The sequence below is a fragment of the Acrocarpospora phusangensis genome, from assembly GCF_016862995.1.
Taxonomy (GTDB): Bacteria; Actinomycetota; Actinomycetes; order Streptosporangiales; family Streptosporangiaceae; genus Acrocarpospora; species Acrocarpospora phusangensis.
Genome location: NZ_BOOA01000045.1, coordinates 20,500 through 32,350 on the forward strand (window position 1 = coordinate 20,500; position 11,851 = coordinate 32,350).

Annotated in this window: 12 protein-coding genes and 1 other RNA gene; 7 read left to right on the forward strand and 6 right to left on the reverse strand. The window is 71.0% G+C overall.

Annotated features, from left to right (window positions below; genetic code table 11):
* Positions 1-109 precede the first annotated feature (109 nt).
* Positions 110-598 carry a hypothetical protein gene (locus Aph01nite_RS25175; RefSeq protein WP_204043451.1) on the forward strand — a complete coding sequence of 163 codons (489 nt, stop codon included), beginning with the start codon at positions 110-112 and terminating at the stop codon, positions 596-598.
* A 93-nt stretch (positions 599-691) separates the two neighbouring features.
* On the opposite strand, the gene Aph01nite_RS25180 is transcribed toward Aph01nite_RS25175, so the two are convergent.
* The 3 genes from Aph01nite_RS25180 to rnpB form a co-directional block, all read right to left on the reverse strand.
* Complete coding sequence (locus Aph01nite_RS25180) at positions 692-1,183, reverse strand: cupin domain-containing protein (RefSeq protein ID WP_204043452.1); 492 nt, start codon at positions 1,181-1,183, stop codon at positions 692-694.
* A 230-nt stretch (positions 1,184-1,413) separates the two neighbouring features.
* The gene (locus Aph01nite_RS25185; protein WP_204043453.1) at positions 1,414-1,938 is read right to left on the reverse strand and encodes a hypothetical protein; all 525 of its coding nucleotides are present in this window, start codon (positions 1,936-1,938) and stop codon (positions 1,414-1,416) included.
* Positions 1,939-2,159: 221 nt separating this feature from the next.
* An RNA gene (gene rnpB / locus Aph01nite_RS25190) (RNase P RNA component class A) lies at positions 2,160-2,540 on the reverse strand.
* 240 nt (positions 2,541-2,780) lie between these two features.
* On the opposite strand from rnpB, the gene Aph01nite_RS25195 reads away from it, so the two are divergent.
* Positions 2,781-3,287, forward strand: coding sequence for a GNAT family N-acetyltransferase (locus tag Aph01nite_RS25195; protein ID WP_204043454.1), 507 nt, complete (start codon positions 2,781-2,783; stop codon positions 3,285-3,287).
* 38 nt (positions 3,288-3,325) lie between these two features.
* On the opposite strand, the gene Aph01nite_RS25200 is transcribed toward Aph01nite_RS25195, so the two are convergent.
* The 3 genes from Aph01nite_RS25200 to Aph01nite_RS25210 are packed head-to-tail and all read right to left on the reverse strand — an operon-like array spanning position 3,326 to position 6,200.
* A complete protein-coding gene (locus tag Aph01nite_RS25200; protein WP_239161956.1) occupies positions 3,326-4,633 on the reverse strand; it encodes a bifunctional RNase H/acid phosphatase in 1,308 nt (435 codons plus the stop codon).
* On the reverse strand, positions 4,630-5,370 hold the full coding sequence (locus Aph01nite_RS25205) for a zinc ribbon domain-containing protein (protein WP_204043456.1): 741 nt from the start codon (positions 5,368-5,370) through the stop codon (positions 4,630-4,632). The genes Aph01nite_RS25200 and Aph01nite_RS25205 overlap by 4 nt, the downstream gene beginning before the upstream one ends.
* The gene (locus tag Aph01nite_RS25210) at positions 5,367-6,200 is read right to left on the reverse strand and encodes a Nif3-like dinuclear metal center hexameric protein (RefSeq protein WP_239161957.1); all 834 of its coding nucleotides are present in this window, start codon (positions 6,198-6,200) and stop codon (positions 5,367-5,369) included. The genes Aph01nite_RS25205 and Aph01nite_RS25210 overlap by 4 nt, the downstream gene beginning before the upstream one ends.
* Before the next feature lie 77 nt (positions 6,201-6,277).
* Between Aph01nite_RS25210 and Aph01nite_RS25215 the strand changes: the two genes are divergently transcribed.
* From Aph01nite_RS25215 to menC, 5 genes are read left to right on the forward strand one after another with little or no spacing between them, the layout of a single operon-like run.
* Positions 6,278-7,711, forward strand: a complete 1,434-nt coding sequence (locus tag Aph01nite_RS25215; RefSeq protein ID WP_204043457.1) for a flavin-containing monooxygenase — start codon at positions 6,278-6,280, stop codon at positions 7,709-7,711.
* A gap of 33 nt (positions 7,712-7,744) precedes the next feature.
* Entirely contained in the window at positions 7,745-8,782 is a 1,038-nt protein-coding gene (locus Aph01nite_RS25220; RefSeq protein ID WP_204043458.1) for a dipeptidase, read from the forward strand.
* A complete protein-coding gene (locus tag Aph01nite_RS25225) occupies positions 8,779-9,957 on the forward strand; it encodes a M20/M25/M40 family metallo-hydrolase (protein WP_239161958.1) in 1,179 nt (392 codons plus the stop codon). Before Aph01nite_RS25220 ends, Aph01nite_RS25225 begins: the two co-directional genes overlap by 4 nt.
* Entirely contained in the window at positions 9,954-10,751 is a 798-nt protein-coding gene (locus Aph01nite_RS25230) for a GNAT family N-acetyltransferase (RefSeq protein ID WP_204043459.1), read from the forward strand. Before Aph01nite_RS25225 ends, Aph01nite_RS25230 begins: the two co-directional genes overlap by 4 nt.
* A complete protein-coding gene (gene menC / locus Aph01nite_RS25235) occupies positions 10,748-11,851 on the forward strand; it encodes an o-succinylbenzoate synthase (RefSeq protein ID WP_204043460.1) in 1,104 nt (367 codons plus the stop codon). The genes Aph01nite_RS25230 and menC overlap by 4 nt, the downstream gene beginning before the upstream one ends.

Genomic DNA, 11,851 nt, shown 5'->3' on the forward strand with positions numbered 1-11,851 from the left:
ACACCTCGGGACGCGCGTGTGTGCCTCCCGGAGGCTCCCTAAGTGCCCGCCTACCAGCGTTCTGGTCATTTAAGATCGTTTCGCAGCCTTCGCGAGGAGATCTCGAGCGATGACCGAACGCCCCATCCGGGCACGCGCACGAATCGCCCTGTACGCGGTCGTGACCCTGTGCACCGTCTTCGCCGGTTTCGCGCTGCTCGCCCACATCCTGGTTCCCAGGTGCTTGTTCGCCGGGGTCGTCAAGCGCGAGGTGCCGGTGCCGCCCGCCTCGGCCGGGCCTCGGGAGGTGGTGAACGCCTACATCGAGGCGATGCTCGGCAAGGACGAGAAGGCCGTACGCGCCCTCTCGGTCCCGGAAACGGACTTCGACAATTTAATCCTCCCGTTCCAGGACTGGATCTCGGCCAGCGGCCTCAGCATCGACGAACCCTACGCGACCACCGACTGCCCGGCCGGCGAGAAGTGCCAGCGGATGATGGTCACCATGGACCTCTGCGCCGTCAACGAGGGCTCACACCCCGACGGCCACTTCGCCACCGGCTTCCAGGTCCGGTACGTGAACGACCGCTGGCTCGTAACCGGCTTCGGAAGCGGCTGACCGCCCTTCGGATGGTCCGCTCGTGACGGGATCACTCAGCGAATCAATCCACCGCAGCCAACCCCGGCCCCAAGTGCTGCCCCCGCCGAAAGCTCAATACGTCGGCGTCTGCGTACAGCCCCGCCGGAGAAGCGCCTCGATTCGCGCCTCCAGCCTGCCTGCCCCACGCGGAGCCCCGGCAGGAAGCGGACCGACGATCCGCGTACCCAACCGGCCCAGTTCCGCGTCGACCGACGCCATGTCCGGCGAACTCATCTGCGGCGGAACGGTCAGCGTCTCGGCGGGCCGACTGGATTCCCGGAAAAAATGCTCGAAGCCGGCCGGAGTGGCCAACCCGAAGAGGCGCGCGGTCGGCGACTCCACCTTGTAGGTGTGCGGAACATCGCGCGGACCACACACGACCGAACCCGGCCCCACCGTGGCCACATCGTCGCCGATGAAGAAGCTGACCTCCCCACCGAGCACGTACCACAGCTCATCCTCATTCGAATGAACATGCATAGGCGGCCCCGACCCCTTGGCCGCCGAAACCTCCGCCAGCCAGAACCGCCCCCCGACGCCCTCCCCCACGGCCTTGAAGTGCATCAGCACACCATGGGACCAGATGGCCCTGCCACTCTTCGGCGACAGAACGAACGAACCAGCAGCCGAACTCTGCACGACGCCTCCTCGTGGGTTGTTTCCGTCCCACATACCGTGCCTGCCACGACGTACGGAGGACATCGGGGATCACCACGTATGTGACTACGTAACGAGACACGGCCACGTGAGACCCCGTAACACCCACTGAGGAACGCCGGCCAACCTCTAGGAGATCACAGCAGCTCGTAGACGCATTCGCCCTCGTCATGACGAGCAATGGGCAGAAAGTCGGGAACAGTACGGGATGCTGACGCACGCAGACGCGTGACCGCCTCCTCTACGGTCGGCGGAGTGACACCAAGCAAACCGATGAGCTCCCCCCGAGCGGCCGAATAGTCAGGATGATCGTCACACATCTCCTCCTCCAACTCCTCCGCTGAATGCCCATGCAACAGGTCACGCCAGTACGGATAGGCCGCGATCAAAGTGACCGCTTCCACAAGGTCGGCGGCCATCAACGTGGCCTGCCCCTCCGAGTCGGCATACAAAACCGGCCGCGCAGTCCCGGGCGCTCCACACAGAAAGTACGTACCACCACTGCCATCACCGGCGATCGGCGTCAACGCCAATTGGTTGGGCAGAATCAATTCCTCAACAGGATCACGCCGCGCCACATCAAAGTCACCAGGCCACGTCAGCAGATCGGCCAACTCCGGAGTCGCCTCAATCCGTCGAAGAAGATCGTCAGTCCCATCCATGGCCCGGACCTTAGCGGAGAACACCCCACCTTTTCACCACGCTGGGCCGGCAAAGCGCTGCTACGCCGGCAATCTCGCTGTGCCCGGACGGTCAGCGCGTACGCGGGGGAACCAGCCGTCCGCCTGCGCCGAGCATGCCGCCCAGGCATTCGTCCCGTGCTGACTCGGCGCTGGCTCATGGATCACAGATTCTCTGAACAGCCAGATCAGAGCTGTAAAGGCGGACGAGTCGGCCTGTAGGCCGGGTTTTGTAGGTTGACACCTGACGGCCATCCATCTAGGGCCACGATTGCTCGTGGTCTCAAGCGGTCTACCCGCGCGGCGTCGGGCGGGCAGCCCTCGAATGTCGCGCGCGGAATGCCCGGGGGCATTCCTTCTTGACCTTGCTCCAGGTGGGGTTTACCTAGCCGCCCACGTCGCCGTGGGCGCTGGTGGTCTCTTACACCACCGTTTCACCCTTACCCCCGTGCGGGGGCGGTCTGTTTTCTGTGGCACTGTCCCGCGGGTCGCCCCGGGTCGGTGTTACCGACCACCCTGCCCTGTGGAGCCCGGACCTTCCTCGGCGGGGTGCGAAACCCCGACGCGGCCGTCCGGCCGGCTCGTCCGCCGTGGGATCAAGCCTAGTGGCGTCTCAAGTCAGCGCCAACCAAGCAGCAAGTGGGTCCCGGTCCAATGTCACAGACAACGGCCCGAGCGGGGCGCTACAACGAGGGGTAATACCGAGCGAATCTGGGGGAACCATGATGAACAAGCATCCGGGGGATGGGCGTCCGCCGAGGGGGCCGAGGCCGAGACGGGGGACGCAGGGGCCCTCGCGGGTTCTGCGGAACCTGGTCGGCGGGGTGGAGCTGGTCACGCGGCCGATGACGGCGGGTGACGCGGAGGCGGTCCGGGAGATGCACGCGCGGTGCTCGCCGGAGAGTCTGCGGTCGCGGTACTTCGGGCCGATGCCGCGGTTGAGCGACCGGGTGATCGCGCTGTTCACGAATCCGGCGAAGGGGGTGACCTTCGTGACGCACCTGGCCGGGGGCGACCGGGTGGTGGCGATGAGCAACCTGATGGACGTCGCCGCCGGAGAGGCCGAGCTCGCCTTTCTGATCGAGGACGACTGGCAGGGGCGGGGGCTCGGCCGGATCCTGCTGCGGCATCTGCTGAACATCGCGCCGGGTCGCCGGATCCACGAGCTGACGGCCAGCGTGTACTCGACGAACCACCGCATGCTCGCCCTGTTCAAGGCCGCGGGGGCCATCCTGCCGCGGGGCGCCGGCATGGTGGTGGATCTCCGGATGCCGCTCGACGGCGACCAGTTCCACGGCGATCAGCTCGACGTCTTCGAGCCCTCTCACTGATCGCCGGGCATGCCCGGCACGCGGGCAAGCCCGGAAGATCAGCTCAGGTGGGCTGTGTCGTTGAAGGCGCGCAGAACGGACGGCCCGTCCTCGTAGTAGTCGATGATCGACAAGCAGGCGAGATCGAGGTGCATCCGGTAGAGCGACTCGGGCGGGGCGTTCAGCGCGTACCGGACGAGTAGTTTGATCGGGGTCACGTGGGACACCAGGAGGACGGTTTCGCCCTGGTGGTCGGTGAGGATGCGGTCGCGGGCGCGTTCTACCCGGCGGCCCGCGTCGGTGAAGCTCTCGCCGCCGGGCGGGGGCACGGAGGGGTCGGCCAGCCAGGCGGCGAGTTCGCCGGGCCACCGTTCCTGGATCTCGGCGAAGGTGTGACCTTCCCACGCCCCGAAATCGGCCTCTCGGAGGCCTTTGTCCACGCGGACCGGGAGCCCCACCCGGGCTCCGACGGCTTCGGCCGTCTGGCGTGCGCGGGTCAGCGGCGAGCTGACGATCGCGTCGATCCGGTACGGCTCCCGCGCCAACCGCCCCGCCGCCGCCTCAGCCTGCGCCATCCCGGTGGGGGTGAGCTCGGGATCCCCGACCCCGGAGAACCGCTTCTCGATCGACAAAGGCGTCTGCCCGTGCCGCAGCAGCAGCACCGACGTCGCCACCCGCGACGCCCGCCCCCAGCCGAGACCGCCGCGCGCGGAGGGCCGACTGGCGTCTCCGACCCACCCGTCACCGGACTCGGCCTCAGCCGTCCGGCCTGCCCCTGACTCGGGCCGGTCCGGCGGGGCCTGGTCGGCGCGGGACCCGGACGGGGCCGAATCCGGCACGCGCGGAGCGAACGGAGGGGCCTGCTCAGACGTCGAAAACGAGGTCGAATGGCTGATCGTCGCCGTGGTCGTGCGGTCCGAGGACGCCGCGAGCGTGGTCGACTGCCAGTTCTCGCCGCGGGCGGCGGCGTCCATCGCCTCGTTGGCGAGCCGGTCGGCGTGGCTGTTGCGCTCGCGCGGAATCCATTTCCAGGTCACCCGGAGCCGCCGCGCCAGCCCCTGCGCTTCGAGCGCGAGCGGCCGCAGCCCTTCGTTCTTGATCTTCCAGCGGCCCGCCATCTGCTCGATGACCAGCTTGGAGTCCATCCGGGCCTCGACCGCGCGGCCCTCTCCGCCGAGGTCGAGCACGGCCTGGAGGGCGGCGATGAGCCCCCGGTACTCGGCGACGTTGTTGGTCGCGATACCGATGGAGGCGGCGGCCTCGGCGAGCACGTCGCCGGAGGGGTCGCGGACGACCGCGCCGTACCCGGCCGGGCCGGGGTTGCCACGGGAACCTCCGTCGGCTTCGCAGATGTAGTCGGCGGTCACAGTCCAGACTCGGGGGTGCGGACGAGGATGCGGCGGCATTCCTCGCAGCGGACGACCTCGTCGGCGGCGGTCGCCCTGATCTGGTTGAGGTCGGCGATGGAGAGCGTGGTACGGCAGCCCAGGCAGCGCCCGCCCTGCAGCATGGCGGCGCCGACGCCGGAGGACTCGCGCAGCTTCTCGTACAGGCCGAGCAGGTCGCCGGGGATCTCGGCGGCCACGGCGGCGCGCTGGTCGCGGACCTGGCCCGCGTCCTTGTCGATCTCGGCGAAGGACTCGTCGCGGCGGGCCTCGGCGGCCGAGAGGGTCCCGGTGAGCTCGTCGCGTTCGGCGCGCAGGTCGCCGACCTTGGTGTCGGCGGCCTCCCGGCGTTCCATGATCTCCAGGACGACCTCCTCCAGGTCGCCCTGGCGCCGCTGGAGCGAGGTGATCTCGGACTGGAGGCTGGCCAGGTCCTTGGGCGAGGACACCTGGCCGGAGTCGAGCCGCTTGCGGTCGCGCTCGGCCCGCTGCCGGACCGCGTCCACGTCGGACTCGGCCTTGGCCTGCTCCCTGCCGAGATCGGCGGCCTCGGTCTCGGCGGCGATGATCTGGGTGGAGACCTGGGCGAGCTGCTTGGACTGCTCCTCGATGCCGGCCAGCTCGGGGAGCGTGCGGCGGCGGTGCCGGAGCCGGTCGAGGGCCGCGTCGCGCTCAGCCAGGTCGAGGAGACGCTTCTGTGCTTCCGGTGCAGCCTTCATCCCAATCCTCGCTGTGCTGTTGTGGTCCAGGCGTCCGTGACCGTGTCGGATACGCGCGCCTCAACACTAATACCCTTGGCCGCCAGGCCGGACGTCAGCCGCTCCGCCGCCTCGGCCAGCCACGGCCACTCGGTGGCCCAGTGGGCGGCGTCGATGAGGGCGGGGCCGCCCGACTCCACGTACTCGCTGGCGGGATGGTGGCGCAGGTCGGCGGTGAGGAAGACGTCCACGCCGGCGGCGCGAGCCGTACCGAGCAGGGAGTCGCCGGAGCCGCCGCTGACGGCGACCGTCTTGACCAGCCGGTCCAGGTCGCCGGCGACGCGCAGGCCGCCCGCGGTGCGGGGCAGGCCCTGGGCGGCGAGGGCGGCGAACTTGGCCAGCGTCATGGAGACGGGCAGCACGCCGACGCGGCCCAGGCCGAGCCCGGGGACGACTCCCGGGCTGAGCGGCCGGTACGGCGGGTAGAGGCCGACCGCGCGGGCGAGCGCGTCGGAGACGCCGGGGTCGGCGACGTCGGCGTTGGTGTGGGCGGTGTAGAGGGCGACGCCGGCGCGGATCAGGCGGTGCACGATCCTGCCCTTGGCGGTGGTGGCGGCCACCGAGGTGGTGCCCTTCAGGTAGAGCGGGTGGTGGGTGACGATCAGGTCGGCGCCCCAGTCGAGCGCCTCGTCCACCACCGCGGCCACCGGGTCCACCGCGAACACGATCCTGCGGACGGGCTGCTCGGGATCCCCGCAGACCAGGCCGACGGCGTCCCAGGGTTCGGCCCACGCCGGATCGTAGGACCCCTCCAGCGCGTCGATCACTCCGGCCAAGGTCGTCTCGTTCACGTTGGGAGGGTACCGGTCCCTTGGTGTACGGGGCTCCAAGGTCTAACGTAAGTGAGTCCTGACACGAGGAGGGCGGGATGCGGGTCGCGATCATCGGTGCCGGTTTCGGCGGATTGTGCATGGCCATCCGGCTGGAGCAGGCGGGCATCCGGGACTACACGATCTTCGAGAAGTCCGGCGGCGTCGGCGGAACCTGGCACGACAACACCTATCCGGGCGCGGGCTGCGACGTGCCCTCGCACCTCTACTCCTTCTCCTTCGCCAGGTACTCCGACTGGTCCCGCCGCTACCCGGCCCAGCCCGAGATCCTGGCCTACCTCGACCACTGCGCCGACCGGTACGGCCTGCGCCCCCACCTCCGCCTCAACACCGAGGTCACCGCCCTCACCTACGAGGACGGCGCCTGGCGGGTGGACACCGCCGCCAACCCGGACGGCGAGATCTTCGACGTGGTGGTCGCCGCCGTCGGCCAACTCAACCGCCCCCAAATCCCCGAAATATCCGGAGATTTCGCCGGGCGGAGCTTCCACTCGGCGCGCTGGGAGGACCACGATCTGACCGGCCGGCGGGTCGCCGTCATCGGCAACGGCTCCTCGGCGGCCCAGCTCATCCCCAAGGTCGCCGAGCGCGCCGCCCACGTGGACGTCTACCTGCGCACGCCCAACTGGGTGGTCCCCAAACCCGACGCCGAGTTCGGCCCGCTGCTCAAGGCCGCGTTCCGCTTCGTGCCGCCACTCCAGTGGGCGTACCGCGCCTGGCTCTTCCAGTACTCGGAGCGGGCCGTCTTCCCCGCCCTCGCCGGCGGCTGGAGCACCAGACTGCTCCGCCAGCGCGCCCTCGGCCACCTCCACGCCCAGATCCGCGATCCGGACCTGCGGGCCGTGCTCACCCCGGACTACCCGGTCGGCTGCAAGCGCATCGTGCTCGACAACCACTTCTATCCGGCGCTGGCCAGGCCGGACGTCTCCGTGATCACCACGCCCATCGCGGGCCTCACCGAGGCGGGCGTCCGCACCGAGGACGGCCGGGAGCGCCCCGCCGACACGATCGTCTACGCGACCGGCTTCCAGGCCACCGAGTTCCTGATGCCCATGCGCGTCACCGGCCGCGACGGCGACGACCTCCAGCAGACCTGGAAGGAGGGCGCGGAGGCGTACCTGGGCATCGCCGTGCCGCGTTTCCCCAACCTCTTCCTCCTGTACGGTCCCAACACCAACGTGGGCCACAGCTCCATCGTCTTCATGCTCGAATGCCAGACCCGCTACATCATGGGCTGCCTCGGCCTGATCGAGGAGCACGGCCCGATGGAGGTACGGCCGGAGGCGATGGACCGCTGGCGGCGGGCGCTGGCGGAGGCCATGGACCGGACGGTCTGGCAGGCCGGGTGTGCCAGCTGGTACAAAACAGCGTCCGGCCGGGTGACCAACAACTGGCCGCGACCCATGTCCGTGTACCGGCGCGTCACCCGCAGACCCAACCCGGAGGCCTACCGATTCACTCCGGCGGGGTAACGTCCGGTACACGACCCCGGTGAAGGAGTGAGGGTGGCCGCTGACCTGCATCGCGACGCCGTCGTCGCGGACGCGCACAACGACTTGCTGATGGCCGTGTCGGCCCGTCCGCCGGAGACGTGGGCGTCCTTCTTCCGCGTACGCTGGCTGCCCCAGCTGACCGGCGGCGGCGTGGACATCCAGGTCCTGCCGGTCTTCATCGACTCGCAGTACCGCCCGGAGGGCTCGCTCCGGCAGACCCTGCGCATGATCGAGTGCGCCCACGCCATCGCCGAGGGCAACCCCGGCACCGTACGGCTCTGCCTGGACGGACCCCAGATCGACCAGGCGCTGGCCGACGGCAGGATCGCGCTGGTGCTGGCGCTGGAGAGCATGCCCGGCATCGACGACAGCGTGGAGCTGATCCCGACCCTGCACCGGCTGGGCGTACGCGTGGCGTCGATCGCGCACTGGGGGCGCACCCCGCTCGCCGACGGCAGCGGCGAGGACGCGACCGGATCCCGCCTGACCGCCCGCGGCGTGGAGGCCCTGCGCGCCCTGGAGCGGCTCGGCATCCTCTTCGACGTCTCCCACCTGGGCGCCTCCGGCGTCGGGCACGTGCTGGAGCTGGCCACCCGCCCGGTCCTGGCCACCCACTCCTCCGCCCGCGCCCTGCGCGACCACCACCGCAACCTCACCGACGACCAGCTCCGCGGCGTCGCCGCCACCGGCGGGGTCGTCTGCGTGAACTTCCTGGCCGCGTTCCTGACGGAGGACCCGCGCGCCGCCACCGTCGACCACCTGGTGGACCACATCGAGCACGTCGTCGGCGTGGCCGGGATCGACCACGTCGGCCTGGGCCCGGACTTCATCCGCGAGGTCATGACCGACCTGACCCCGCCGTGCTGCGAGACCGGCTCCGTCAGCGGCCTGGACGTGATCGCCGCCATCCCCGACCTGGACGGCCCGCTCGGCCTGCCGCTGGTCACCGAGGCCCTCAGCAAGCACGGCTTCGCCGACGAGGAGATCCGCAAGATCGTCGGCGGCAACCTGCACCGGCTGTTCCGGGCCGAGCTGGGCGTGGGCCGGTGAACGCCGATCCGGCGCGCGGCCCGCTGGCGGACGGCCAGTCCCTGGGCGGCGCCGTGGCCGCCCATACGGCCGAGCTGTCCCCGTTCCTGGCCGATCTGGCCGAGCTGGTCTGCTGTGAGTCGTTCTCCAGTGATCACGAGGCGCTGGCCCGCAGCGCGCGTACGGTCGCGGCGGTCGGCCGCCGGTCGCTGGGCGCCGAGCCGGAGACCGTGGTCGTCGACGGTGTCCCGCACCTGCGCTGGGTGTTCGGCGAGCCCAGGGTGCTGCTGCTGGGTCACCACGACACGGTCTGGCCGACGGGCACGATCCACCAGATCCCGTGGAGCGTGACCCACGGCGTCGCCCGCGGGCCGGGCGTGTTCGACATGAAGGCCGGCCTGGTCCAGATCTTCCACGCCGTGGCCGCGCTGCGGTCCCGGGAGGGTGTCGCCGTGCTGATCGTGGGGGACGAGGAGCTGGGCTCCCCCACCTCGCGGCCGCTCATCGAGGACATGGCCCGCGGCCTGGCCGCCACGTTCGTCACCGAGGCGGGCGGCGAGAACGGCGCCATCAAGATCGCCCGCAAGGGCATCTCCCGGTATGAGCTGCTCGTGCACGGCCGGGCCGCCCACGCCGGCCTGGAGCCCGAGAAGGGGGTCAACGCCGGGGTGGAGCTGGCCCACCAGATCCTGGCCATCACCCGGATCGCCAGCGCGGTCGAGTCGTCCTCCCAGGCCGGGCTGCTGTCCGTGACGCCCACCCTGGCCTCGGCCGGGACCAGCACCAACACCATCCCGGCCCTGGCGAGGGTGGCCGTGGACGTGCGGGTTCCCGATCTGGCGTCCCAGACCCGGGTGGACGAGCTCATGCGCGCGCTCACCCCGAAGACTCCCGGCGCCCGCCTGGAGCTCCTGGGCGGCCCGAACCGGCCCCCGTTCGACGAGGAGTCCTCCATCGGCCTGTTCCGGGAGGCCGTGCGTCTGTCCGCCGAGCTCGGCCTGCCGCCGCTGACCGGCGTCTCGGTCGGCGGCGCTTCGGACGGCAACTTCACCGCCGGGGTGGGCTGCCCCACGCTGGACGGCCTGGGCGCGGTCGGCGGCGGCGCGCACGCGGCCGACGAGCACGTCCTGGTGGACCGCATGCCCGACCGGGTGCGCCTGCTCACGGCCCTGGTCGAGTCGGTGCTGGCCAGATGAGACCGGAGGCGGCCGCCGCCGGGAAGGCGGGCGTCGAGCTGCGCGAACTCCACGAGATCCCCGAATTCGAGCAGGCGTTCCGCCTGTTCGACGACATCTGGCATCCCGAGCCGCTCAACGCGCCCGTGAGCGTGGAGATGATGCGCGCCCTCTCGCACGCGGGCAACTACGTGGCCGGGGCGTACGACGGGGAGGAACTGGTCGGGGCGTCGGTGGGATTCCTGGCCGCTCCCGTCGGCGAGGTGCTGCACTCGCACGTCACCGGCGCGGTCAGGAAGGGCGCCGGCCACGCGCTCAAACTGCACCAGCGCGCCTGGGCCCTGGCCCGCGGCCTGGACCGGGTGACCTGGACCTTCGACCCGCTGGTACGGCGCAACGCACACTTCAACCTGGCCAAACTGGGCGCGCGGCCGGAGGCGTACCTGCGGGAGTTCTACGGGGTGATGGCCGACGAGGTGAACGCGGGGGACGAGTCGGACCGGCTGCTCGCGGTGTGGCGGCTGACCTCGCCGGAGGCGGTGACGGCGGCGTCGGGGCGGCCGTACCAGCCGGGAAGGGCGGCGGAGGCGGAGCCGGGGCTGCTGGCGGAGTACGGCAAGCCGGTGGCCCGGGTCGCGGGCGGGCGGGTGGTGCTGGTGGAATTGCCGGAGGACATCGAAGCCGTCCGGCGGGCCGATCCCGGCGCGGCGAGGGCGTGGCGGCTGGCGGTCCGGGAGGTGCTGGGCGGCATGATGGACGAGGGCGCGACCGTGACCGGGTTCGCGCGCGGGGGCTACGTGGTGGAGCGGCAATGAAGATCACCGGAGTGGAGCTGCGGCGGATCGCGATGCCGCTGGTGGCGCCGTTCCGCACCTCGTTCGGGACCGAGCACACCCGCGAGGTGCTGCTGGTCCGCGTGGTCACACCGGAGGCGGAGGGCTGGGCCGAGTGCGTGGCCATGGCCGAGCCGCTCTACTCGTCGGAGTACGCGGACGGCGCCGCCGACGTCATGCGCCGTTTCATGGTCCCCGCGCTGACCGCCCGCCCGCACGTGGACGCGTACGCGGTGGGCCGGATCCTGGAGCCCTTCAAAGGCCACCGGATGGCCAAGGCCGCGCTGGAGACGGCCGTGCTGGACGCCCAGCTCAGGGCCGCCGGGGAGTCGTTCGGGGCGTTCCTCGGCGCGGCCGCGGACCGGGTGCCCTGCGGCGTCTCGGTCGGCATCATGGACTCCATCCCCGAGCTGCTCGGCGCGGTGGACGGCTACCTGGCCGAGGGCTACCGGCGGATCAAGCTGAAGATCGAGCCGGGCTGGGACCTGGAGCCGGTCCGCGCGGTCCGGGAGCGGTTCGGCGACATCCCGCTCCAGGTGGACGCGAACGCCGCCTACTCCCTGCTGGACGCGCCCCACCTGGCCAAGCTGGACGCGTACGGGCTGCTGCTGATCGAGCAGCCGCTGGCCGAGGACGACCTGGTGCAGCACGCCGCGCTGGCCGGGCGGCTGGCCACGCCGATCTGCCTGGACGAGTCGATCGAGTCGGCCGCGGACGCCGCCGCCGCGATCTCGCTGGGCGCGTGCTCGATCGTGAACATCAAGCCGGGGCGGGTGGGCGGCTACCTGGAGGCGCGCCGCATCCACGACCTGTGCCGGGCGCACGGCGTCGCGGTGTGGTGCGGCGGCATGCTGGAGACCGGCATCGGCCGCGCGGCCAACGTGGCGCTGGCCGCGCTGCCCGGCTTCACCCTGCCGGGCGACACCTCGGCCTCCCGGCGGTACTACGCGACGGACATCACGCCGCCGTTCGAGCTGCGCGACGGGCACCTGGACGTGCCGGCCGGGCCCGGCATCGGCGTGGAGCCGCTCGGGCACGTCCTGGACGCCATCACGACCTCCGTCGAGTGGCTCCCCAGCTAG